Here is a 22,858-nt window from a genome sequence, read left to right on the forward strand (position 1 = left end):
CACGCAAACAAAAAAGGCCCACCTTGCGGTGAGCCTTTTTTTACTGTGTATGGTGCCGGCACCAGGAATCGAACCCGGGACCTACTGATTACAAGTCAGTTGCTCTACCATCTGAGCTATACCGGCACAGGGGCGTCATTATAGCGATCAGTTTGCGTCTGTAAACCACTTCTGCAACATTCCTCGCGATACCCGGTTTCAGCGGGCATCGCGGGGTGTTTTGTTACCAGCCGCGGTGCATTGTGGTGGCGCTGGGTTCGGCTTTGGTGGGGTCGAATATCAGCGGTTTGTAGCGGCAATCATGCTTTTTACAGTGCTCTCGGCAGCCGTGCTTTTTCTTGCAGCTGTAGGCCGGGCCGGTGTAGCCCTTGTCGCCGTATATCTGCATCTGCGGGATTTCCCAGCCAGACATCGGGGTGTAGTCGCCGCTGGTGCAGCCGCTCAGGTAGAGCGCGCACGCCAGCAGGAGGAAGGATCTGATAATGGCCACAGGCAATTCCGTTTGGTCGAAGTGTCAGTGTTTGTGTGTGTCGAGGTAGTGCTGGATGGCGTGGCGGTCTCTGCTGAAGTCCGGCCCGGGGAAGCTCTGGTTGCCGTACATCTGCATGGGCGGCACTTGCCAGTCGGACCGGGGTGGCGGGACTTGCCAGTCGGACATGAAGGCGCAGCCGCTGAGGTAAAACGCGAACGCAAGCAGGGCGATGGATCTGATGATATCCACAGTCAATTCCGTTTATTCGAGGCGTCAGTCTTTGTTGAGGATGCGCTGGATGGTGCCGCCGCAAGATTGGTAGCAGCTGTCGTAGTCGCTGCCGCACGAGTAGCTGGAGCCGCTGTTGAACGGGTAGCTGGGGTAGTAGCAGCTTTTGCGCGCTTCTTTTTTGCTCTTGCCGGCCTGGCACAGCTGGTAGTTTCTGTAGTTGGCCTGGTACAGGGCGTGGTCGCTGTTTTCCTGCAGGCGCGCCATCTGTTTGCAGTGGTTGCGTTCCATCGAGCAGGAGTTGATGCAGTTCATGCCCGCCATGCTGGGCGGTGGGGAGTATCTATAGGTATAGCTGGGGCCGCAGCCGCCGAGCAGGCCGACGGCCAGCACTAGCGCAGCGCGCCATTTGAGTGAATTGCTCACGAGTTGCCAGTTCCTTGTTCATTCCTCGCTGAACTCCAGCAGGTCACCTGGCTGGCAGTTCAACGCGCGACAGAGCTTCTCGAGGGTTTCCATCTTGAAACCCTTGATCTTGCCGTTTTTCAGCAACGACAGGTTCGCCTCCGTAATACCGATAATCTCGGCCAGATCCTTGGAGCGGATCTTGTTCTTGGCCATGACTACATCGAGTCGAATAATTATCGGCATAGGGGCAGGCTAGACATAACAGTTGTGTTCATCGCTGATGGTTTTGGCGTCACGCATGAGGAGTGAGAAGGCGCAGAGGAAAATGCCTTTCATGATCTCGTAAACCGCCTGGGATGATACACCGATCGATACGCTGAAGCTTCTCTCGCCTTTGGGCAGGTCGATGGAGAACGCCAGGCCCTGCAAGGTGCCGATCATCGGCCAGACCATCGGCAAGCCGATGCACAGCAAGCCCACCCACCAGAGCATCTTGATGTTTTGCGTCGTCCAGGTTTCACCCCGGGACAGGCGCAGGAAGAACAAGCCGGTCAGGTACAAGGCAAAGGCCGAGAGGCTGGCGGGGATCAGTTCCAGGCCGATCACCAGGCCCAGGGCCAGGTGCGAAGGCTGGTAATCCGGGGCCAGCAGCAGCGGCATGTTTTCACCGAAGCTTTGCAGGTAGGCGCCTTGCACCTGGGCTTTTTCGAACACCCACAATAGTACGTTGCCGCCGAACTCGACGATCCCTGTACCCCAGGCGAGTACCGCGGCGAATGCACCGATCACTCGCAGACGCGATCTCGCGTAAGCCACTGTCTTACTGTTCATGGTTTCCCTCCGTGCTAGTTGAGCGGGGTGCATTATTTGTGAAAAATTATCGTATTACAATAATTAATTGTGATTTTGCCGAAGGTGCGGCGTTTTGACACGAGGGTGAGGTGGGATCTTACGGGGGATCGCGGGGCAAGCCCGCTCCTACAGGGTGGGAGCGGGCTTGCCCCGCGATGCCTTTATCAGGCCGGGTAATATAATTTACGAACCTTTCTGCAACCTTTAAGGGCTTTCACCTAAATACGGACTGAAAGACGCGAAAATTAATTAGTCATTTTCTATCGATTTGACTTTAGCGATGCCTTGAGCTAATTTGTTGTTCATTATGTTGAACACTAAAGCGTTTCCGCTCCTCACCTCCCGCCTGGTTTCCCGTGAACGTCACTGGACCGGCGACCTCTAGCGCCTCCCCCGACAAACAGCCTTTTTCTTCTCTTTGTCTGTAGCCGTCAGCGCGATTTCGCTCGGTTTGTGTCGCCCGTGGGAGGGCATCATGCGTTCCTGGATCTATCTGTTTATCGCCATCACCGCCGAGGTGATCGGCACCGCGTCGATGAAATTCGCCGCCAGTCATTTCCCCATTCTTGGTCACGGGTTGATGTACCTGATGATCGGCCTGTCGTACTTTTTCCTGGCACTGGCGGTAAAACGCGTGCCGGTGGGCGTGGCCTACGCCCTGTGGGAAGGCATCGGCATCGTGTTGATCACCCTGATCAGCGTCACCTGGCTGGGCGAGAGCCTGGGCCTGCTCAAGGCCGCCGGCCTGGGCGTGATGATCGCCGGTATCCTGCTGATCAAGTCGGGTACCCGCGCCGCACCTGCCCCGCGCAATATGGAGGCCCTGCCATGCTGAGCATGAACTGGATTCCCTTCGCCTGGCTGGGCCTGGCGATCGTGCTGGAAGTGATCGCCAACCTGCTGCTCAAGTATTCCGACGGTTTTAAAAAGCGCGGCCTGGGCATTGCTTCGATTCTCTGTGTGCTGGCCGCCTTTACCGCACTGGCCCAGGCTGTGCGAGATATCGAACTGTCGCTGGCTTACGCCATCTGGGGTGGCTTCGGCATCCTCGCCACCGTGGCCATGGGTTGGGCACTGTTCGGTCAGCGCCTGGTAGGCCGCGGCTGGTTGGGCCTGGCGCTGTTGCTGGTGGGCATGAGCCTGCTGAAACTGGCCTGATTCAACCTGCTTAGTGCTATTCGCGCGAAGGCTTATGCACAAGCCGCATGCCAAACAGGTGCGCATTGCATCGGAGCAACGCCCGCCGTTGGTCTTTGCGCAAATGGCTGTTTTTGCTGGCGATTAATCAGTGAACAAAAAATGACCAGCCTGTGAAAGCGCTTGGATCCACGAATTTGCTGGGGTTCGGCGCAAGGTTGCGCACAGACTTATCCACAGGCTGAGCGCCGTTACCGGCGTTCGGCCAACAGCAGCAGGTTGCGCGGGGTGAGAGGCTGTTCGCAAAACACCCCGAGCTGTACCTGGTAGGACTGTTCCTCCAGGAACAGTGCGCGATCCAGCACCAGCCATAATTCCAGCGGGCGGCGGAACAGATTGCGCAGCAATTCCAGGTTGCGCACCTGGGCCAGGCGCTGCCAGCCGGCCGCTTCCAATGCTGGCCAATCAGGCTCGGCACCTGGCTGCAATTCCTTGAGTTCGGCAAGGCCCCGGCAGTAGTCGGCGAACGGCTTGTGCAGCCAACTGACCGGCAGCGAAGGCGTCGGCAGGTACTCATCTACCCCACGCAACTGCCGTTGCCACAGATCGAAACCCAGGCGCCTGGCCATGGACTCGTCACGCTGGCGGCGTACCCGCGCACCTGCGGTAACGGTTTCGCTGAGCGGCAAGCCAAGATCATCAATCGACAACTGCAGGCCAGATGCCTTGGCGGCTGTGGATAACGGCTGGTACTGCGGCGCCTGGATGCGGTTGTAGCAGCACGGCGCGATGGCCAGTTGGCGGCAACCCTTGAGGCTTGCCAGTTGCATCAGGCGTACATGCAGGTCGCCACAGGCGTGCAGGGCCACTGCGGTGTGCTCGGCGCTCAGTTGCTGGGCGGCGCTATCGGCCAGTACATCCTGCAGGCGGTGCTCGGCGGGCAGTTGGTGATGCTGGCTGAGGGCGCTGCCGGCTTCGACCAGCGCCGGGTCGTATTCCAGGCAGGTCAGTTGCTGACTATGAGGCTGCAGCAAGCGCCGGCCCAGATGACCTTTGCCGGCGCACCAGTCCAGCCAGTGCCGTGGGCTGTGGATAAAACCCAGGTGGCTGGCGAAGGCTTCGATCTGCTGCCATTTGCGCCCCGGCACGTCGACATTCAGGCGAGGGCCAGCAGGGGGCAGGGCAACGGTGGATAACTCGCCGATGGCAGACAGCGCTGCCGCCCGGCGTGCCAGCTGAGGAAAAGGCGCCGGTGCAGCGAGTTGCTCGGGGTGATTGTGCGCCGCTTCCGCCTCGCTCAACGAGCGCTGGCGCAACCAGTCGGCCAGGGCGCGGTATTCGGTTTCCCACGGCAGTTGCAACTGGGTGAAAGGCCGTGGCCGCCACAGCGCCTGATGCTCGCGCAGAAAGTCGTCCAGCGCCTGGAAGCGGCTGAGCAGTTGGTCGGCGCAGAGGGGGAGGGCAGTGGTCATGAGCGGATACGAAAACGGGGCTGAGATCAGCCCCGTTATACAGGTTTATCGACCCTGGCAGGCGTCGACGCGCAGCCAGCGTTCCAGCTGCTTGAAGGCTTGCACCAGCAAGAAGGAGATCAGCAGGTAGAACAGTCCCGCCGCGAAGAAGATCTCCACCGGCAGGTAGGTCCGGGCGATGATCGTCCGCGCCATGCCGGTCAGTTCCAGCAGGGTAACGGTACTCGCCAGGGCACTGGCCTTGAGCATCAGGATCACTTCGTTGCTGTAGGCCGGCAGGCCGATGCGGGCGGCACGCGGCAGCATGATGTAGAGCATTGCTTTGGCCCGGGACATGCCCAGGGCCCGCGCCGCTTCGATCTCGCCACGGGGGATGGCCTGCAGCGCGCCACGCAGGATTTCTGCGATGTAGGCGGCGGTGTGCAGGGTCATGGTCAGCACCGTGCACCAGAACGGATCGCGCAGGTACGGCCACAAGGCGCTGTTGCGCACGGCATCGAACTGGGCCAGCCCGTAATACACCAAAAACAGCTGCACCAGCAGCGGCGTACCGCGGAAGAAGAAAATGTAGCCGTAAGGCAGGGCCCGTACGTACCAGAGCCGCGAAGAGCGGGCGATACCCAGTGGTATGGCGAGGATCAGCCCGGCGATGACCGCGATGGCGACCAGCTCGAGCGTCAGCGTGGCGCCCTGGGCCAGGCGTGGCAGCCACTTGATGATGACTTCCCAGTTCATTGGTTGGCCCTCGCGAAGCCGCGACCGGCGCGTTTTTCCATGAAGTGCATGCCGGTCATGGCCAGGACGGTAAGGCCCAGGTAAATGATGGCGGCGACCATGTAGAAGGTGAAGGGTTGCTTGCTCACGGTCACGGCGATTTGCGAATGACGCATGATTTCTTCCAGGCCGATTACCGAGACCAGCGCGGTGTCTTTCATCAGGATCATGAACAGATTGCCCAGCCCTGGCAGGGCGATGCGCCACATTTGCGGCAGCACCAGCCTGGAGAAGATCCGCCCCTTGGACAGGCCCAGCGCCAGGCCGGCTTCACGGTGGCCCTTGGGGATCGCCAGCAGCGCACCACGGAACACTTCCGTGGCATAGGCGCCGAAGCACAGGCCCAGGGCAATTACGCCTGCGGCAAAGGCATTGAGCTCAAGGCCGGGAATATTCAGAAGCTCGCCCAGCCGGTTCATCAGGCTGACGGTGCCAAAATAGATCAACAGCACCCAGAGCAGCTCGGGCACGCCGCGAACCAGTGTGGAGTAGAAACCACCCAGCCATTGCAGGGGTTTGTAGGGTGAGGTCTTGGCCAGGGCGCCAAGCAGTCCCAGTACCAGCCCCAGGAGCAGGGCCGACAATGCGAGTTTGACGGTCATCAGCGTCCCGGCCATCAGGGCCGGACCGAATCCGTAAAGATCAATATTCATGGGCAGGTTTGTTCAAGGGACCGGCATTGCCTGCAGGGCAATGCCGGTCGGGGCGAATCAATAGATGCTGAACGGGAAGTACTTGTTGTTGATCTTCTCGTAGGTGCCGTCGGCAACGATTTCTTTCAGGGCGGCGTTGAGCTTGTTGCGCAGTTCGTTGTCACCTTTGCGCACAGCGATACCAACCTTGTCGCTTTCGTTCACCGGATCGCCTTTGAACTCGTAGTTTTTACCGGCGTCGGACTTGAGCCAGTCGTAGTTGGCGTATTTGTCAGCCAGCAGGGCGTCGACGCGGCCCGAGGTCAGGTCCAGGTAGGCGTTTTCCTGGGTGTCGTACAGGCTGACCTTGAACTTGTTGTCCATGCCGCCGTTATCGTCCAGCCAGATAGCTGCCTGGGTGGCGCGCTGAGTGCCGAGGGTCTTGCCTTCGAGCGACTTGGGATCAGTCTTGAAGTCGACGTTTTTCGGGGCGATGAACTGCTGCTTGTTCGAGTAGTACGGGTCGGTGAAGTCCACCGCCTGCTTGCGCTCGTCGGTGATCGACAGCGAGGAGATGATGAAGTCGGACTTCTTCGCGTTCAGGGCGGGAATGATGCCGTCCCAGTCAGAAACCACCACTTCACACTCGACCTTCATCTTCGCGCACAGGGCGTCGCCGATGTCTTTGTCGAAACCGACGACCTGGCCACTGGCGTCCTTGTTGTTGAACGGCGGGTAGGCCGCCTCGATGCCCATCTTCAGTTTCTCGGCAGCCATGGCATTGGCCGAGAACACCAGCGTGGCGGCAGCGGCCAGGAGGAATTTCTTATAGGTCTGCATGCGTGTTGCTCCGTTAGCGGTTGCTGGACATGAATTGTTTACAACGCGCCGAGGTCGGGTTTTCGAAAACCTGCTGCGGCGTTCCTTGCTCTTCGACCAGCCCCTGGTGCAGGAAGACGACTTCGCTGGACACCTGGCGGGCAAAGCCCATTTCGTGGGTAACCAGTAGCATGGTACGGCCTTCTTCGGCGAGGGCACGGATAACGTTGAGCACTTCCTGGACCATTTCCGGGTCCAGGGCCGAGGTCGGCTCGTCGAACAGGATAACCTTGGGCTTCATTGCCAGGGTGCGGGCAATGGCCGCACGCTGTTGCTGGCCACCGGACAGCTCGGCCGGGTAGCTGTGACGCTTGTTGTGGATGCCAACCTTGTTCAGCAGCGCTTCGGCATGCTCGGTGGCCTCGGCCTTGCTCTGGCCGAGCACCCGGCGCGGCGCCTCGATGATGTTGTCGAGGATGCTCATGTGCGGCCACAGGTTGAAATTCTGGAAGACAAAGCCGATCTCGCTGCGCAGGCGATTGATCTGCTTGTTGTCGGCGGCCACCAGTTCACCGTTTTTTGCCGCCTTGAGCCGCAGCTCTTCGCCGGCCACCAGGATCTGGCCCTGGTGCGGGTTTTCCAGCAGGTTGATGCAGCGCAGCAGAGTGGACTTGCCGGAGCCGGAGGATCCCAGGATCGAGATCACGTCGCCATCACGCGCGGTCAGCGAAATTCCCTTGAGGATTTCCTGGTCGCCGTAGCGTTTGTGCAGGTTGCGGATTTCCAGCGCGGGCGTGGCCTCAGCCATGTGCGGTCCTCATGTGTTCTGGTGCGCTCCTGCTGTTAGCGGCCTTCCTGGCGAGGCGCCAAGCTAGCATAGCGGTCCGAAGACAGCCAATAACGTCGGGAGAGGCAATCGGTTGGTGGGAGGGCGGGTGTCGCATCGCTGCAGTGGACTGTCGCGCAGATGTCCGCCTACCCTCGTTTCCAGGGCCGGAGCCTTGATGAAAAAAGGCGCGATGTTGCCAGTTTTGGCCGTTTCTGGGAAGTCGTTTCTGACCTTGTGCACAGGTTCGGGCCTTTATCTACGGCTTTGGTTGTACCTTTGGGTTGTACCTTTTTGGTCGTAGGAAGTGCATGAGGTGTTACCGGTGACGAAGTGTGGTGCACCCGGGGCATTTGTAAGTGGGTATTTCAGTAATTGGTCTATTCCGCCGGTTTTTCAGGGTCTTTCGGTCAAGTCTTGGCCGAAAGACCTGTAAGCCTTGTTAAGCGGGGCTGTGAGAATTTTCGAACGAACGGTCATCGGCCTGGCGCGGTAATTGCGTTATCGATCGGCAACAGGATGTAGCACTCTTTTTGAAGAGCGCGACTCGAGTAGCAGGATCAAAACGCCATTTCTCGCAAAGGTAGTTTTATGAGCGGTACGCACAATTCCAATGACCTCGCTCAGGGGCTCAAGCAGCGGCATGTGACCATGCTGTCGATTGCCGGTGTCATCGGCGCCGGGCTGTTCGTCGGCTCCGGCCACGCCATCGCCGAAGCCGGCCCTGCGGTCTTGCTGGCCTATGCCGCGGCCGGGACCCTGGTGGTGCTGGTGATGCGCATGCTGGCCGAAATGGCCGTTGCCTCGCCGGATACCGGTTCGTTTTCGACGTATGCCGACAAAGCCATCGGCCACTGGGCCGGTTTTACTATCGGCTGGCTGTACTGGTGGTTCTGGGTTCTGGTGATTCCGCTGGAGGCCAACGCCGCCGCAACCATTCTGCATGCCTGGTTCCCCGATATCGGCATCTGGGTGTTTACCCTGGTGATCACCTTGCTGCTGACCGCGACCAACCTGTTCAGTGTGAAGAACTACGGTGAATTCGAGTTCTGGTTCGCGTTGCTCAAGGTAGTGGCGATCATTGGCTTCATCATCCTTGGTGTGGCTGCGATTTTCGGCCTGCTGCCCAACAGCCAGGTCAGCGGCGTCAGCCACCTGTTCGACACCCAGGGCTTCATGCCCAACGGCATGGGCGCGGTGCTGGCGGCGATGCTGACCACCATGTTCTCGTTCATGGGGACTGAAATCGTCACCATCGCTGCCGCCGAGTCGAAAGACCCGGGCAAGCAGATCACCAAGGCCACCAACTCGGTGATCTGGCGGATCTTCCTGTTCTACCTGGTGTCGATCTTTGTGGTCGTGGCCCTGGTGCCGTGGACCAACAGTGACCTGGCCGAAGTCGGTTCGTACCAGACCGTGCTCAACCTGATGGGCATCCCCAACGCCAAGCTGATCGTCGACATCGTTGTGCTGATCGCCGTGACCAGTTGCCTGAACTCGGCGCTGTACACCTCCTCGCGCATGCTCTTCTCCCTGAGCAAGCGTGGCGATGCGCCGGCCATGGCCCAGCGCACCACCTCCAGCGGCACACCGTACGTGGCGGTGGTGCTGTCGACTGCGGCGGCGTTCCTCACCGTGATCGCCAACTACCTGGCACCTGCCCAGGTATTCGAGTTCCTGCTGGCGAGCTCCGGCGCCATTGCCTTGCTGGTGTACCTGGTGATCGCCGTGTCGCAACTGCGCATGCGTCGTCAGCGTATGCAGCGCGGCGAGAAGATCGCCTTCAAGATGTGGCTGTTCCCGGGCCTGACCTGGGCGACCATTGCCTTCATCGTCGGCATCCTGACGGTGATGCTGATCCGTCCGGACCATCGTATTGAAATCGTCGCGACCGGCTTGTTGTCGATTGCCGTGGTCGCCGCCGGCTTGCTGGTGGCGCGCAAGCGCAGGGCCGAGGCGGCCGGGCGGGCGGTGCTGAACAACTGATGTGATGCGGATGCAATGACAAAGGCCGCGATCTGTGAGGATCGCGGCCTTTTTGTTTTGGCCGTGGCGGGCTCATCGCGGCTCACGCGGTGGGCTTTACCAGTGCTCAGGTCGCTCACTGCGCCGATGCAGAAATCGCAATACCTGGACCCGTCCGTCGAGCAAGCGGTACGGGGCAATAAAGGGGATGTGGGCGAGCACCAGCTCACGCACATCCGGCACTGGCGAGGGGCGGCCTGCACCTGGGAAGTGTTCGAGTATTTCCAGGCTGCTCAATATGCCCTGAACCATTGCAAAGGCCGTTTTGCTGCCTGCCTTGAGCTGATGGTGCTCGAAAATCGAATCCAGGTCGCTTTCAGCCTTCGCCGTCAGTGCAATCATCTTCGCGTTTCACCCACTTTGCCTTGACCTCAGAGAGGTCGGTCAGGTTGCCAGTGTCGGCATCGCTGATGCCGGCAGCAATCGCCTGCACGTGCCATGACTCGGCTTCGACATAGCGCAGCAAAGCGCGCTTGAGGTGATATTGGCGATCTCGATCGGTGGCGGCTGCCAGTTGATCGAGCTTTTCGGCGAGGGATGCTTCGACGCGAAACGACAGAACCGGGGAAGCCATGTCTACGCTCCTGACTTTGTATACGTTGTAAACGGTCAACAAAGGTTAGGTGGCGTCGAGGCGATGGTCAATCGGCCAGGGACCTGTGGTCGATGTAGGATTTTTCTTTGAGAGGATCTGGCCCCCGAGGAATCAGGAGCCAGGCAAGCTGTCAGCCAAACTTCTTCTGCTGCTTGGCCACCGCCTCGGACGCGCTGATGTAGGCTTCCTGGAACTCGTCGCTCTCGAGCCAGGCCATGGTTGTGGCTTCGTCGGCGCCGTCCAGCCACTTGCGGTAGGCAGTGAAGACCATGACGATGTAGTCGGTGGCGTGTTCTTCCTTGTGGCCCTTGAGCACCAGGGTCAGCAGCGGGTCGACCAGGAACACCGAAATCAGCGCGACCAGGCCGGTTTCCTGGGCTTGCTTCATTTTTTCGAACAGGGCGGTATAGCTGCCCGATTCCATGGCCTTGTTGAAGACCTGCTCGACGCTGGCGCTGGAGCTTTCGCCCGAGCTCTTGACCGCTTGGCCGCTACGCACCATGCGGTTTTCGCGGGCCTTGTTGGCGGCGCGCTTGGCGCGTTTCTGTTGTTTGCTGCTGGAGGCCATCGGTGAACCCTTGTGCTGAGCCGGATAAATTCTGCGTATTGAATCGCAGTTGGCCGGGAAACCCAAGTGCCGCCGACGGCCTGGAGCAAGCTCAGGCTGGTTGCGCCAGCTCGCCGCGGTCTTCCTCTTCGAGCACGCGCGCGGCGCGGTCCACCAGCAGCGGGTCAGGCTGGTGGGCGACACTCAAATCCTTGCCGGGGTAGTCCAGCGAGTGCAGGAAGTGGCGGATGCAGTTGATCCGCGCGCGTTTTTTGTCGTCGGATTTGATTACCGTCCACGGTGCATCGGCGGTGTCGGTGTGGAAGAACATTGCCTCCTTGGCAGCGGTGTATTCGTCCCACTTGTCCAGCGACTTGATGTCGATCGGCGACAGCTTCCAGTGCTTGAGCGGGTCGTCACGGCGGGAGATGAAGCGGCGCAGCTGCTCTTCGCGGTTCACCGAGAACCAGTACTTGAACAGCAGGATGCCGCTGTTGCACAGCATGCGTTCGAGCTCCGGCGCCTGGCGCATGAACTCCAGGTATTGCAGCGGCGAGCAAAAATCCATGACCCGCTCGACCCCGGCGCGGTTGTACCAGGAGCGGTCGAAGAAGACCATTTCACCGGACGTGGGCAGGTGCTGGACGTAGCGCTGAAAGTACCACTGGCCCTTCTCCTGCTCGGAAGGCTTCTCCAGGGCGACAATCCGCGCACCACGCGGGTTGAGGTGCTCCATGAAGCGCTTGATGGTGCCACCCTTGCCGGCGGCGTCGCGGCCTTCGAACAGCACGACGATGCGCTGACCGGTTTCCTTGACCCAGCTTTGCACCTTGAGCAGTTCGATCTGCAGTTCGTGCTTGGCCTTTTCGTACTCGGCGCGGCGCATGCGGTTGCTGTACGGGTAGCTGGCCGGCAGCTTGGCCGAGGCGCTGTCCTCGTTGGAGCCGCGCGGCGCCGAGGCGACTTTCAGGGCCGCCGGTTGCTGGCTGATGGCGCTGATTTCGCTTTCGGCAGCGGCGCTGACAGCAGGCTTGCGCGGCGTGCGTGGACGCCGTGGACGGGGGGTGGCAGCTTTGCGTGCCGGGCTTGGGCTGGGGCTCGCAGGTGTTTCAGCGGCAGGCGAGGGCAGGGGCAGGGCAGTGGATTCTTCGCTCATGGGGAGGCCTGTTGGTTCCTTCTAATATCCTCAGAGCATTTTATCGACGCCGGCCAAGGGCATATTGACGGTGGTCAACAGCCCTTGGCATAGCGCCATCAGTACCAGTATTTCGGGTAGCTGTTGGCCTGGCGCGCATTGTTCAGGCACCAGGCCACGGCGACGATCACCAGCGAGCCGGCCAGTACCGGGGTAATCACGAAGCTCAGTGGTGCGTGGCTGGCGATCACCACCAGCGGGTTGGCCCCGGCTGGTGCGTGCAGGGTGCGGGTTTGCTGCATGGCAGCCAGGGCCAGGCCGACGGCCAGGGCTGCGCTCCACCAACTGTCGCCGAGGGTATGCAGCACTGCCAGGCCCACCAGGGTGGCAATTACGTGGCCGCCGATGATGTTGCGCGGCTGCGCCAGCGGCGAGTCGGGCATGCCGAAGGCCAGCACGCAGCTGGCGCCAAACGGGGCCATCAGCCACAGCGCGCCGGACACCTGGCTGAGCCAGCCGGTGGCGCCGATCGCCAGGGCCGCGCCGATCAGTGACAGCAGGCTGAAATGCAGGGAAGGGGCGGCGGGCGCCTTGGATTTGAATGGCATGGGTACAGTTCTCCGGGTGGGCGATTTGCGCCGAGGATACCGATCGGTTTACCTGCAGGTCAACCGATCGGTATACACTGTTGGCAAATGTCCTGATCGAAGGTGTGGCATGAGCACGTCCGAGAAAATCGCCGAGTCGGCGCTGCAGTTGTTCTACCGCCAGGGTTACCACGGCACCGGCGTCGAGCAATTGAGCCAGGAGGCCGGGGTGACCAAGAAAACCCTGTACCGGCATTTCCCCAGCAAGGAGCTGTTGATCGAGGCGGCGCTGGAACGTCGCGATCACGATTTCATGGCGCGCCTGCAAAGCGCTCTGGCGGCCGTTGAGGCAAAAGCGCGGCCGCTGGCCTATATCGATTTCATCGAGGCCTGGGCGCGCTCTGAAGACTTCTACGGCTGCGCCTTCATCAACGCCTCGGCCGAGTATGCCGGGCCGGCCGAGCCACCCCATGTGCTGGCCAGGTTGCACAAGGACAAGGTCATGGCCGCACTTGAGCAGGCCTGCCAGCAGGCGGGGTGCAAGCAGGGCGCTGCGCAGCAGCTGTTTTTGCTGGGCGAGGGGTTGATTGTTGCGTCGCAGGTCGGCGGGGTGCAGGTGCCGCTGTTCGAAGCGGCGCGGTTGATAGTGGCTGCGCTGGCCTATCGCAGCATCCCGCAGATCTGATTGCCTTCGTAACCATGGATGATCGGCGCCAGGATCATCATCGGGCCACAGGCGTACATGGGCGAGCTGATGGTCTGCCTGGCGTTGAACAGCACGACCTGGTCGCCATCGATGTCCGGGCCATAGGCCACTTCACTGTAGGTCCTGCACACCGGCAGTAGCAAAGGCACCGGCACGACCACAGCCCAGAGGGTGACGCCGCACCATTCGCGGGGTGACGTCGGATTTCTCCGATTTGCTGACCTTGGGGGTGATGTTCTTCAGGCGCAGGATGCGATGGGCCGCGGTGGGGTAGGTGTCTTTGTGCGGCAGCACCACGGTGGCGCCGACACAGCCGGTCAGGCTCAGCAGCATGGCGACGGCGACGGCAATCGATTTCATCCCTGGCTCCGACAAGCTCGCGGCATTTCCGTGCGCGAGCAGGCCTGCGTTCGTTGATAAATCGCAGGCATGAAAAAAGCCCCAAGGAATCACTTCGCTTGGGGCTTTTCGGTATTAGTGGTGCCCAGAGACGGAATCGAACCGCCGACACGGGGATTTTCAATCCCCTGCTCTACCGACTGAGCTATCTGGGCAACGGGGCGCATTAAAAGGGTTTTTCGGATTTACGTCAACGACTTTTTGAAAATTTTTTAAATTAATTCCGTCGCTTACGATTTTCCGGGGTTATTCGCTAGGTGGAACGTAGCCTTCGGCCTTCTCGTAATCCTGGCCGGAGAAGAACTTGTCCATCTCGCCCTGGAGAAATTTGCGGTCCTCGGCGTTCATCATGTTCAGGCGCTTCTCGTTGATCAGCATGGTCTGCTCTTTCTGCCAGTCGGCCCAGGCTTGCTGCGAGATGTTCTCGAAGATGTCCTGGCCCTTGGCGCCCGGGTAGGGTGGACGCTCGAGGCCTGGCAATTGTTCTTTGTACTTGCGGCACATTACGGTGCGTGTCATCGCGACTCTCCTGTAAGCAATACGTCGGCCGCGCGTTTAAGCAGTTTTTTCACCGGGGCGGCAAGGCCCAGGCGCGGCGGGGTGGCGAGGTTATACCAGAGCCAGTCGGCCTCGGCCACGTGGTCGCTGGTGGCATTGACGCGCACCAGCCAGGGCTCGATGGCCAGCTGGAAGTGGCTGAAGGTGTGGGTCAGGCCGTCCAGCGCCTGGCTGCCGGCCAGGCTCAGGCCGTGCTGGTCGGCCAGCTCGTCGATCTGCGCGAGGTTGTCCAGTTCCGGCAGGCTCCACAACCCGCCCCACAGGCCCGTGGAAGGCCGCCGGTAAAGCAGGATGGCGCCTTGGTGGTTGGCCAGCAGTGGCATCAGCGTGCGCTTTTGTGGCAGCTCCTTGCGCGGCTTGGGCACCGGGTAGCGGATTTCCTGGCCGAGCATGTGCGCCTCGCAACCGACCTTGAGCGGGCACAGCAGGCAACTGGGCTTGCTGCGGGTACACAAGGTCGCGCCCAGGTCCATCATCGCCTGGGTGTAGTGGTTCACCCGGCTGTGCGGGGTATAGCGCTCGGCATTGGCCCACAGCGCCTTGGCCACTTTCGGCTCGCCGGGGTAGCCCTCTTGCGCGGTGTAGCGGGCCAGCACGCGCTTGACGTTGCCGTCGAGGATCGGCGCACGCAGGCCCATGCTGATGCTGGCAATAGCGCCGGCAGTGGACAGGCCAATGCCGGGCAGGTCGGTGAGTTTCTCGACATCGCGGGGGAATTCTCCGCCATATTGCTCGACAACGATCTTCGCGGTCTTTTGCAGGTTGCGCGCCCGGGTGTAGTAACCCAGGCCCGTCCACAGGTGCAGCACCTCATCCTCGGGCGCTTCGGCCAGGGCCTGGACCGTCGGCAGCGCCTGCATGAAGCGGTCGAAGTAGTTGAGCACGGTGCTCACCTGGGTCTGCTGCAACATGATCTCCGAGACCCACACCCGGTACGGAGTGATGCCCTGTTGCCAGGGCAGGTCGTGGCGGCCGTTACGGTCGTACCAATCCAGCACGGCGCTGGAAAACTGCTCGGGGCTCATCGCTTGAACAACCCCTTGAGCGCGTCCTTGAGTTCCGGGCTGACCTTGTCACCGAGCTTCTCGTCGATCTTCTCGCTGAGCTTTTCGCTGACCTTGTCGCCAGCCAGCTTGGCCGCGACCTTGCCCAGGCCGTCTTTATCCAGGCGGCAAGCCTTGGCGCCCAGCTCCAGCGGGCCACGGCAGCGCAGCGGCAGTTCGAGGCCGACATAGCGCTCGCCGACCTGGCAGGCTGGGTCGGGCATATCGCGCTTGTCGCCCTCGACGATCACGCCAATGCGGTAGTCCATGCCCAGCACGCGCAGGTCGAGGTCGCCATGGCCGTTGACGGTCAGGCCGGGAATGCGTGCCTTGAGGTCAGGGTTGCTGGCCACGCCGTTACGCATTACCAGGCTGCCCTTGAGCTCCTGGAACGGCGTGTCCTTGCCGCGTGGCTCGCCACTCAGGGCCTTGCGGTTGAGGGTGGCGATGGCCTGGCACAGTTGCTGTTCGAGGTTGGCGTTGACCAGGATACCGTCGTTGATGACGAAGCTGGCGTTGCCGTTGAGGGTGTCGACCAGGGCTTTCTGGCTGTTGCCGGTGGCGGTCAGGTCGCTGTTGAGGGTCAACAGACCCTTGACCGGTGGCGTGCCGGTTTCGCTCTTGATGAAGTGCTCGACCGGCACCCGGTTGATGCGGGTGTTAAGACCAATCTGCGGCACGGCTGGGCGTACGTCGAGGGTGCCCTTGCTTTCGAAGTCACCGTTGTACAGGCCGCCGCGCAGGGTTTCCAGGGTGATCAGGCCGCCTTGGCCCTGGGCCTTGAGGTGGGCGTTTTCGATCGGCAGCTTGTCCAGGGTCAGCTGGCCGAACGTCAGGTCGGCTTGCAGGTCGACTTTGCGCAGGCGGTCAACCGGCAGCAGCTTGTCGTTGCTCCAGGCCACCTGGGTCGGCGCGTCGGGCAGCGGCGTGGTACCGGCACCGGCGAGGGCACCGGCCTCTTTGCTCTGCACTTCGGCCTGGCGTGCGGCCTTGGCGCCCTGGGCTGCCTCGCTCTTGGCCAGCAGGTAGCGGTCGGCGTCGAACTTGTCGGCCTTGAGCTGCACGCGCAGGGCCTGCTTGGCGAAGTCTTCAATGGCCAGGCGGCCGCTGAAGGTGCTGTCGTCGAGCTTGATCGCCAGGTCTTCCAGGGCCAGGCTGTTCGGCGTGCCTTGCAGGCGGGTGACCAGCTCGACCTTGCCCAGGGTGCTGGCGTCGGCCGAGGCCGGCAGCGGGTGGCCGATGCTGTCGAGGAAGTTGCGCAGGTCGAATTGGGCAATCGACAGGCCGCCGCTCAGTTGCGGGGTTTTGTCGAGGTCGCGCAGGTTCAGCTCGCCGAGGGCGCGCAGCTGGTTGGCCGAGAGCTTGAGGCCGTTCCATTCGGCGACGTTGGCCGCCAGATCGACCAGCAACTGGCCCTGGGCGGCGAAGGTCATGGTCTTGCCTTGCAGCGGCTCGCCCGAGGCTTCGCCGCTGAGTTTCATGTCTTCGAACTGGTAGCGCTTGAGCCGGCGATCGAAGCGCAGCTCGCCGTTAAGCTCGGTGCGCGCTTTGACCACTGGCTGGCCGGAACTGAGGAAGGCGGTCATCTTCAGCGGGATGTTCACCCCTTCATGCACCGCGCCGGTGCTCAGCTGGATGCTTTCGGCGCCGAAGCTCTGGCCGCTGCGGGCATCGTTGTACTGCACGCGGGCGTTGTTGACGGTCAGGCTGTCGATATCGAGCTTGACCGGGCGCTCGCTGGCGCTGTCGCTGCTAGCCTGGGCCGGGGCAGTGCCGGCGCTTTCGGCCGGGGCCGGGGCCGGGGTGGCAGCGGGCAGTGGCTTGCCGATGTCTTCCCAGTTGCCGTGGCCATTTTCGTCACGGCTCAGGGTCAGGTTCAGGCCCTCGACGCGCACATCGCTCATTTGCACTTCACGGCGCAGCAACGGCAGCACGCGTACCGACAGGCCAAGCATCTGCAGGTCGGCAAACGGCACTTTCGGGTTGTTCAGGGTGGCGATGCTGGCTTCATGCAGCTCAAGGCCCAGCCACGGGAACAGGCTCCAGCCAATGTCGCCATTGAGCGTCAGCTCGACGTGGGCCTTGTCGCGTGCCAGCTGGCGAATCTCGTCTTTGTAGTCGTTGGGATCGAAGAGGTGGGTCAGGGCGAAGCCCAGAGCCACAATGATCAGCAACAACCCGAGAAGCACCAGCCCCAGGATTTTGCCGAACGCTTTCATGGGCGAGTCCTTGTAGTCCGATTTCTAAATTCAGCCGCAGAGTATAGCGCTGCGGTTATCACCGCTGGGTGATATGGGGCGAAGGTTTAGTCCTGCATAAGTGTCGGATTCGACAACACATGGCATGACAGTTCCTTGCCGGGGGGATCAGTTGCAGAACAAACGACGGTATCAGTTAGCGCTAAGTGACCACGGCAAATGCTACTCTCTCGCCGCTCTCAGGCCCTGCTGCGGCCATTTGTCGCGCAAACGGGGCCGTTCGCCAATAACAACGACCAGTTGCCAAAGCGCCAAGGTCGCGGGCGGTGAGCGCTTCATTCCTACGAGGGGAACACAACAATGAGCAGCAGCATCACGGCCGGAACCGTCGCCAGCGCGCCCGGCTTCCTGTCCAAGGAGCGGATCATCGCCCGTCCGGGCTTCAACCGCTGGCTGGTACCGCCAGCGGCCCTGGCCATCCACCTGTGCATCGGCATGGCCTACGGTTTTTCGGTGTTCTGGTTGCCGCTGTCGCAGGCCATCGGCATCAGTGCGCCGGTTGTCTGCTCGGAACAGACCCACTTCCTGATGCGCATGTTCACCACCGAGTGCGACTGGCCGATCTCGATGCTCAGCTGGATCTACACGCTGTTCTTTGTCTTCCTGGGGTGCTCGGCGGCCATCTGGGGCGGCTGGCTGGAGCACGCCGGGCCGCGCAAGGCCGGGGTGGTCTCGACCCTGTGCTGGTGCGGCGGCCTGCTGATTTCCGCCTTCGGCGTCTATACCCACCAACTGTGGCTGATGTGGCTGGGCTCCGGGGTGATCGGCGGTATTGGCCTGGGGCTTGGCTATATTTCCCCGGTCTCGACCCTGATCAAGTGGTTCCCGGACAAACGCGGCATGGCCACCGGCATGGCGATCATGGGTTTTGGCGGCGGCGCCATGGTCGGCGCGCCGCTGGCGGCAGCGCTGATGAACCACTTCGCTACGCCCGGCGACGTTGGGGTCTGGCAGAGCTTCGTGGTCATGGCGGTGATCTACTTCGTGTTCATGCTCGGCGGCGCCCTGGCCTATCGCGTACCGCCTACCGGCTGGAAGCCTGAAGGCTGGACTGCGCCGCTGAAAAAAGTCGGCAACGCGATGATCACCCATCGCCATGTGCATGTCAGTGTGGCGTGGAAAACCCCGCAGTTTGTGTTGATCTGGCTGGTTTTGTGCCTGAACGTTTCGGCAGGTATCGGCATTCTCGGCATGGCTTCGCCGCTGCTGCAGGAGGTTTTTGCCGGCAAGCTGCTGGGCAATGACCTGAGCTTCAGCCAGCTCAACGCCGCGCAATTGGGCCAGATCGCCGCGATTGCCGCCGGTTTTACCGGTTTGCTCAGCCTGTTCAATATCGGCGGGCGCTTCTTCTGGGCGTCGTTCTCCGACTATATCGGGCGCAAAAACACCTATTTCGCCTTCTTCGCCCTGGGCGTGGCTCTGTATGCGCTGGTGCCGAACATGGGCCACCTGGGCAACATCGCCCTGTTCGTGGCGGCGTTCTGCATCATCCTGTCGATGTACGGCGGCGGTTTTGCCACGGTGCCGGCGTACCTGGCCGACCTGTTCGGCACGCAGATGGTCGGTGCCATTCACGGTCGCCTGCTGACCGCCTGGGCCGCAGCCGGGGTGCTGGGCCCGGTGCTGATCACCTACCTGCGAGAGTACCAGCTGGCGCTGGGCGTGCCGCGGGCGGCGGCCTATGACATCACTCTGTACATCCTCGCCGGGCTGCTGGTGCTGGGCTTTGTCTGCAATGCGCTGGTGCGGCCGGTGGCCGACAAGTACTTCATGACCGATGCCGAGCTTGCCGCCGAGCGGGCCCTGAGCCACGACCAGGGCAGCGCCAGCGAGCGCGTACTGGAGTGGAAGGCCGACCCGGCCAGCAAGCCTTTGGTGCTGGCGGCCTGGCTGGTGGTCGGGGTGCCGCTGGCCTGGGGGATCTGGGTGACGTTGCAGAAGACTGCGGTGTTGTTCAACTAGGTCTGCCCTGTAGGAGCGGGCTTGCCCCGCGATGAACCCGCATTCGATCGCGGGGCAAGCCCGCTCCTACAGAAGTAGCTGAAAATTGCCGGATCGCAGGTAAATTCCCTGCCACGCGTCATCTGCGTTTCAAGCCGCGTGCTTCTGGGCCTATAATGGTCACCTTTTTCGCCCAATGATTTTGCGGAGCTGGTGATGGTCGAACGTAAGGCTTCCGTCGAGCGCAATACTCTGGAGACCCAGATCAAGGCCTCGATCAACCTGGATGGCAGCGGCAAGGCCCGATTCGATATCGGTGTGCCTTTCCTTGAACATATGCTCGACCAGATCGCCCGACATGGGCTGATCGACCTCGATATCGAGTGCAAGGGCGACCTGCATATCGATGATCACCATACTGTCGAAGACGTCGGTATCACCCTCGGCCAGGCCTTCAACCAGGCCATCGGCGACAAAAAGGGCATCCGCCGCTACGGCCATGCCTACGTGCCGCTGGACGAAGCGCTGTCGCGGGTGGTCATCGACTTCTCCGGCCGCCCCGGCCTGCAGATGCACGTACCGTATACCCGCGCTTCGGTGGGCGGCTTTGATGTCGACCTGTTCCAGGAGTTCTTCCAGGGCTTCGTCAACCACGCCAACGTCACCCTGCACATCGACAACCTGCGTGGGCACAACACCCACCACCAGATCGAGACCGTGTTCAAGGCCTTCGGCCGCGCGCTGCGCATGGCCATCGAGCTGGACGAGCGCATGGCCGGGCAGATGCCATCGACCAAGGGTTGCCTGTAATGCAGACGGTTGCCGTTATCGACTATGGCATGGGTAACCTGCACTCGGTGGCCAAGGCCCTCGAGCACGTGGGCGCCGGCAAGGTTCTGATCACCAGCGACGCCGAGGTGATTCGCGAAGCCGACCGCGTGGTGTTCCCCGGTGTTGGCGCGATCCGCGACTGCATGGCCGAAATCCGCCGCCTGGGCTTCGACAGCCTGGTGCGCGAAGTCAGCCAGGACAGGCCGTTCCTCGGCATCTGTGTGGGCATGCAAGCCTTGCTCGATCACAGCGAAGAGAACGACGGCGTCGATTGTATCGGCCTGTTCCCGGGCAATGTGCGCTTTTTCGGCAAAGACCTGCACGAAGACGGCGAGCACCTCAAGGTGCCGCACATGGGCTGGAACGAAGTTGCCCAGAGCATCGACCACCCGCTGTGGCACAACATCCCCGAGCGTGCGCGCTTCTACTTCGTGCACAGCTACTACATCACCGCCGGCAAGCCGGGCCAGGTGGTCGGTAGCGGCCATTACGGCGTCGACTTCGCCGCAGCGCTGGCCGAAGGCTCGCGCTTTGCCGTGCAGTTCCATCCGGAGAAGAGCCATACCCATGGCCTGCAGCTGCTGCAGAACTTCGCCGCCTGGGACGGGCGCTGGTAATGGGCAAGTCCAGGGCCAAGCCGCCGATCCTCACGCTGGCGCCGGAACAGGAACGCGAAGCGCTCGATACCCTCAAGCGCTTTCTCGAAGACCGTTTCGAGCTGCAGCTGGGGTCGTTCGAGGTGGCCGAGGTCCTGGAGCTGTTCACCAAAGAGATTGCCCCGCACTACTACAACAGGGCGATTTTCGATGTGCAGAACCACCTCAAGGAACGGTTCGAGAGTATCGAGAGCGACCTCTGGTCGCTAGAGAAAGGCAGCTGAAAGCGACAAGCTGCAAGAGAACAGACGCGCATGCTTGCAGCTTGTAGCTAGCAACTTGCAGCTCTTTTTTACGAAGGAAAAAAGCATGCTGATTATCCCCGCTATCGATCTCAAGGACGGTGCTTGCGTACGCCTGCGCCAGGGCCGCATGGAAGACTCCACGGTATTCTCCGACGACCCGGTGAGCATGGCCGCCAAATGGGTTGAAGGGGGCTGCCGCCGCCTGCATCTGGTTGACCTCAATGGCGCCTTCGAAGGCCAGCCGGTCAACGGTGAAGTAGTCACCGCGATTGCCAAGCGCTACCCGAACCTGCCGATCCAGATCGGTGGCGGTATCCGTTCGCTGGAAACCATCGAGCACTACGTCAAGGCCGGCGTCAGCTACGTGATCATCGGCACCAAGGCGGTGAAAGAGCCGGAGTTCGTCGCCGAAGCCTGCCGCGCCTTCCCGGGCAAAGTGATCGTCGGCCTGGATGCCAAGGACGGTTTCGTCGCCACCGACGGCTGGGCAGAAGTCAGCTCGGTGCAGGTCATTGACCTGGCCAAGCGTTTCGAAGCCGACGGCGTCTCGGCCATCGTCTACACCGACATCGCCAAAGACGGCATGATGCAGGGCTGCAACGTGCCCTTCACCGCCGCCCTGGCCGCTGCCACCAAGATCCCGGTGATCGCCTCCGGCGGTATCCACAACCTCGGTGACATCAAGGCCCTGCTCGACGCCAAGGCGCCAGGCATCATCGGTGCGATCACCGGCCGCGCCATCTACGAAGGCACCCTGGATGTCGCCGAGGCGCAAGCCTTCTGTGACGCCTATTCGGCTAGCTCCAAGTCGTAAGCTGCAAGCTGCAAGTCAAAAGCGCGACCGAGTCGCTCTTTCTTGCAGCTTGAAGCTTGAAGCTTGCAACTCGAGGTCTACCTATGGCTTTAGCCAAACGCATAATTCCCTGCCTCGACGTCGACAACGGCCGGGTGGTCAAGGGCGTCAAGTTCGAGAACATCCGCGATGCCGGCGACCCGGTGGAAATCGCCCGGCGCTACGATGAACAGGGCGCTGACGAGATCACCTTCCTCGACATCACCGCCAGCGTCGATGGCCGTGACACCACCCTGCATACCGTCGAGCGTATGGCCAGCCAGGTGTTCATCCCGCTGACCGTGGGCGGCGGCGTGCGCACCGTGCAGGACATCCGCAACCTGCTCAACGCCGGTGCCGACAAGGTGTCGATCAACACCGCCGCGGTGTTCAACCCGGAGTTCGTCGGCGAAGCTGCCGCGCACTTCGGCTCGCAGTGCATTGTGGTGGCCATCGATGCCAAGAAGGTCTCGGGCCCGGGCGAAACCCCGCGCTGGGAGATCTTCACCCACGGTGGGCGCAAGCCGACCGGCCTGGACGCGGTGGAGTGGGCGAAGAAGATGGAAGGCCTGGGGGCCGGCGAGATCCTCCTGACCAGCATGGACCAGGACGGCATGAAGAACGGCTTTGACCTGGGCGTGACCCGCGCCATCAGCGATGCCCTGGGCATTCCGGTGATCGCTTCCGGTGGTGTCGGCAACCTGCAGCACCTGGCCGACGGGATCATCGAAGGTCATGCCAGTGCGGTGCTGGCGGCGAGCATCTTCCACTTCGGTGAGTACACCGTACCCGAGGCCAAGGCGTTCATGGCCAAGCAGGGTATCGTCGTTCGCTGAACTTGAAAGCTGATCGCGGGGCAAGCCCGCTCCTACCGTAGGAG

30 protein-coding genes and 2 tRNA genes are annotated in these 22,858 nt (G+C 61.6%); 10 read left to right on the forward strand and 22 right to left on the reverse strand.

The features are described 5' to 3' along the window. Positions 1-50: 50 nt before the first annotated feature. The 6 genes from JYG36_RS02430 to JYG36_RS02455 form a co-directional block, all read right to left on the reverse strand. A tRNA-Thr gene (locus tag JYG36_RS02430) sits at positions 51-126 on the reverse strand. Positions 127-223: 97 nt separating this feature from the next. Continuing rightward, on the reverse strand, positions 224-490 hold the full coding sequence (locus JYG36_RS02435) for a hypothetical protein (RefSeq protein WP_093378572.1): 267 nt from the start codon (positions 488-490) through the stop codon (positions 224-226). Between the two features lie 24 nt (positions 491-514). Further along, positions 515-721, reverse strand: coding sequence for a hypothetical protein (locus JYG36_RS02440; protein ID WP_093378575.1), 207 nt, complete (start codon positions 719-721; stop codon positions 515-517). Between the two features lie 24 nt (positions 722-745). Then, complete coding sequence (locus JYG36_RS02445; RefSeq protein WP_093378578.1) at positions 746-1,126, reverse strand: Aq_678 family protein; 381 nt, start codon at positions 1,124-1,126, stop codon at positions 746-748. 18 nt (positions 1,127-1,144) lie between these two features. Beyond that, entirely contained in the window at positions 1,145-1,351 is a 207-nt protein-coding gene (locus tag JYG36_RS02450; protein ID WP_010221299.1) for a helix-turn-helix domain-containing protein, read from the reverse strand. 9 nt (positions 1,352-1,360) lie between these two features. Next, complete coding sequence (locus JYG36_RS02455; protein WP_010221300.1) at positions 1,361-1,939, reverse strand: hypothetical protein; 579 nt, start codon at positions 1,937-1,939, stop codon at positions 1,361-1,363. Between the two features lie 496 nt (positions 1,940-2,435). On the opposite strand from JYG36_RS02455, the gene JYG36_RS02460 reads away from it, so the two are divergent. Next, entirely contained in the window at positions 2,436-2,795 is a 360-nt protein-coding gene (locus JYG36_RS02460; protein WP_038998273.1) for a multidrug/spermidine efflux SMR transporter subunit MdtJ, read from the forward strand. Then, positions 2,789-3,118 (forward strand): multidrug/spermidine efflux SMR transporter subunit MdtI, encoded by a 330-nt coding sequence (gene mdtI, locus JYG36_RS02465; protein WP_038998274.1) that lies wholly within the window; start codon positions 2,789-2,791, stop codon positions 3,116-3,118. Before JYG36_RS02460 ends, mdtI begins: the two co-directional genes overlap by 7 nt. Positions 3,119-3,348: 230 nt before the next feature. Here the strand turns inward: mdtI and JYG36_RS02470 are convergent, their stop codons facing one another. Genes JYG36_RS02470 through JYG36_RS02490 form a run of 5 tightly spaced genes read right to left on the reverse strand, consistent with a single transcriptional unit; the run spans position 3,349 to position 7,602 of the window. Next, complete coding sequence (locus tag JYG36_RS02470; RefSeq protein WP_093378587.1) at positions 3,349-4,569, reverse strand: methyltransferase; 1,221 nt, start codon at positions 4,567-4,569, stop codon at positions 3,349-3,351. 45 nt (positions 4,570-4,614) lie between these two features. Next, entirely contained in the window at positions 4,615-5,304 is a 690-nt protein-coding gene (locus JYG36_RS02475) for an ABC transporter permease (protein WP_093378590.1), read from the reverse strand. Then, positions 5,301-5,996 carry an ABC transporter permease gene (locus JYG36_RS02480; protein ID WP_045202307.1) on the reverse strand — a complete coding sequence of 232 codons (696 nt, stop codon included), beginning with the start codon at positions 5,994-5,996 and terminating at the stop codon, positions 5,301-5,303. Before JYG36_RS02480 ends, JYG36_RS02475 begins: the two co-directional genes overlap by 4 nt. A gap of 57 nt (positions 5,997-6,053) precedes the next feature. Beyond that, entirely contained in the window at positions 6,054-6,815 is a 762-nt protein-coding gene (locus JYG36_RS02485; protein ID WP_093378594.1) for an ABC transporter substrate-binding protein, read from the reverse strand. Between the two features lie 13 nt (positions 6,816-6,828). Further along, entirely contained in the window at positions 6,829-7,602 is a 774-nt protein-coding gene (locus JYG36_RS02490; RefSeq protein ID WP_093378597.1) for an ABC transporter ATP-binding protein, read from the reverse strand. A gap of 609 nt (positions 7,603-8,211) precedes the next feature. On the opposite strand from JYG36_RS02490, the gene gabP reads away from it, so the two are divergent. Further along, on the forward strand, positions 8,212-9,606 hold the full coding sequence (gene gabP / locus JYG36_RS02495; RefSeq protein ID WP_213603020.1) for a GABA permease: 1,395 nt from the start codon (positions 8,212-8,214) through the stop codon (positions 9,604-9,606). Positions 9,607-9,702: 96 nt separating this feature from the next. On the opposite strand, the gene JYG36_RS02500 is transcribed toward gabP, so the two are convergent. The 5 genes from JYG36_RS02500 to JYG36_RS02520 form a co-directional block, all read right to left on the reverse strand. After that, positions 9,703-9,987, reverse strand: coding sequence for a type II toxin-antitoxin system RelE/ParE family toxin (locus JYG36_RS02500; protein ID WP_213603022.1), 285 nt, complete (start codon positions 9,985-9,987; stop codon positions 9,703-9,705). Further along, the gene (locus JYG36_RS02505) at positions 9,962-10,219 is read right to left on the reverse strand and encodes a CopG family ribbon-helix-helix protein (protein ID WP_045202358.1); all 258 of its coding nucleotides are present in this window, start codon (positions 10,217-10,219) and stop codon (positions 9,962-9,964) included. Before JYG36_RS02505 ends, JYG36_RS02500 begins: the two co-directional genes overlap by 26 nt. Positions 10,220-10,370: 151 nt before the next feature. Further along, a complete protein-coding gene (locus JYG36_RS02510) occupies positions 10,371-10,808 on the reverse strand; it encodes a hypothetical protein (RefSeq protein WP_045202356.1) in 438 nt (145 codons plus the stop codon). Between the two features lie 91 nt (positions 10,809-10,899). Then, on the reverse strand, positions 10,900-11,943 hold the full coding sequence (gene ppk2, locus JYG36_RS02515) for a polyphosphate kinase 2 (protein ID WP_045202354.1): 1,044 nt from the start codon (positions 11,941-11,943) through the stop codon (positions 10,900-10,902). A 98-nt stretch (positions 11,944-12,041) separates the two neighbouring features. Then, positions 12,042-12,530 (reverse strand): HPP family protein, encoded by a 489-nt coding sequence (locus JYG36_RS02520; RefSeq protein ID WP_093378607.1) that lies wholly within the window; start codon positions 12,528-12,530, stop codon positions 12,042-12,044. Between the two features lie 109 nt (positions 12,531-12,639). Here JYG36_RS02520 and JYG36_RS02525 point away from each other — a divergent pair, with 109 nt between their 5' ends. Continuing rightward, entirely contained in the window at positions 12,640-13,194 is a 555-nt protein-coding gene (locus JYG36_RS02525; RefSeq protein ID WP_093378611.1) for a TetR/AcrR family transcriptional regulator, read from the forward strand. Here JYG36_RS02525 and JYG36_RS26575 read toward each other — a convergent pair. The 6 genes from JYG36_RS26575 to JYG36_RS02550 form a co-directional block, all read right to left on the reverse strand. Next, entirely contained in the window at positions 13,170-13,364 is a 195-nt protein-coding gene (locus JYG36_RS26575) for a hypothetical protein (RefSeq protein WP_249744389.1), read from the reverse strand. The two genes, JYG36_RS02525 and JYG36_RS26575, sit on opposite strands and share 25 nt — an antisense overlap. Continuing rightward, complete coding sequence (locus JYG36_RS26580; protein ID WP_249744390.1) at positions 13,327-13,575, reverse strand: hypothetical protein; 249 nt, start codon at positions 13,573-13,575, stop codon at positions 13,327-13,329. Before JYG36_RS26580 ends, JYG36_RS26575 begins: the two co-directional genes overlap by 38 nt. Positions 13,576-13,693: 118 nt before the next feature. Next, positions 13,694-13,769, reverse strand: a tRNA-Phe gene (locus JYG36_RS02535). A 91-nt stretch (positions 13,770-13,860) separates the two neighbouring features. After that, the gene (locus JYG36_RS02540) at positions 13,861-14,133 is read right to left on the reverse strand and encodes an oxidative damage protection protein (RefSeq protein ID WP_045202346.1); all 273 of its coding nucleotides are present in this window, start codon (positions 14,131-14,133) and stop codon (positions 13,861-13,863) included. Then, positions 14,130-15,197, reverse strand: coding sequence for an A/G-specific adenine glycosylase (gene mutY, locus JYG36_RS02545; RefSeq protein WP_093378613.1), 1,068 nt, complete (start codon positions 15,195-15,197; stop codon positions 14,130-14,132). Before mutY ends, JYG36_RS02540 begins: the two co-directional genes overlap by 4 nt. Beyond that, complete coding sequence (locus JYG36_RS02550) at positions 15,194-17,434, reverse strand: AsmA family protein (RefSeq protein ID WP_093378616.1); 2,241 nt, start codon at positions 17,432-17,434, stop codon at positions 15,194-15,196. The genes mutY and JYG36_RS02550 overlap by 4 nt, the downstream gene beginning before the upstream one ends. Positions 17,435-17,773: 339 nt before the next feature. On the opposite strand from JYG36_RS02550, the gene JYG36_RS02555 reads away from it, so the two are divergent. The 6 genes from JYG36_RS02555 to hisF all read left to right on the forward strand — a co-directional run bounded on the left by JYG36_RS02555 (position 17,774) and on the right by hisF (position 22,814). Beyond that, a complete protein-coding gene (locus JYG36_RS02555) occupies positions 17,774-19,435 on the forward strand; it encodes an OFA family MFS transporter (protein WP_213603024.1) in 1,662 nt (553 codons plus the stop codon). A gap of 195 nt (positions 19,436-19,630) precedes the next feature. Further along, on the forward strand, positions 19,631-20,224 hold the full coding sequence (gene hisB / locus JYG36_RS02560; RefSeq protein WP_028942262.1) for an imidazoleglycerol-phosphate dehydratase HisB: 594 nt from the start codon (positions 19,631-19,633) through the stop codon (positions 20,222-20,224). Next, the gene (hisH, locus tag JYG36_RS02565) at positions 20,224-20,862 is read left to right on the forward strand and encodes an imidazole glycerol phosphate synthase subunit HisH (protein ID WP_045202336.1); all 639 of its coding nucleotides are present in this window, start codon (positions 20,224-20,226) and stop codon (positions 20,860-20,862) included. Before hisB ends, hisH begins: the two co-directional genes overlap by 1 nt. After that, positions 20,862-21,125 (forward strand): DUF2164 domain-containing protein, encoded by a 264-nt coding sequence (locus JYG36_RS02570; protein WP_036995008.1) that lies wholly within the window; start codon positions 20,862-20,864, stop codon positions 21,123-21,125. Before hisH ends, JYG36_RS02570 begins: the two co-directional genes overlap by 1 nt. Before the next feature lie 85 nt (positions 21,126-21,210). Beyond that, a complete protein-coding gene (gene hisA, locus JYG36_RS02575; RefSeq protein ID WP_093378627.1) occupies positions 21,211-21,960 on the forward strand; it encodes a 1-(5-phosphoribosyl)-5-[(5-phosphoribosylamino)methylideneamino]imidazole-4-carboxamide isomerase in 750 nt (249 codons plus the stop codon). Between the two features lie 83 nt (positions 21,961-22,043). Then, the gene (gene hisF, locus JYG36_RS02580; RefSeq protein ID WP_010221324.1) at positions 22,044-22,814 is read left to right on the forward strand and encodes an imidazole glycerol phosphate synthase subunit HisF; all 771 of its coding nucleotides are present in this window, start codon (positions 22,044-22,046) and stop codon (positions 22,812-22,814) included. Positions 22,815-22,858 lie beyond the last annotated feature (44 nt).

Origin of the sequence: Pseudomonas sp. SORT22, from assembly GCF_018417635.1 — a bacterium.
In the GTDB taxonomy this organism is placed as follows: domain Bacteria; phylum Pseudomonadota; class Gammaproteobacteria; order Pseudomonadales; family Pseudomonadaceae; genus Aquipseudomonas.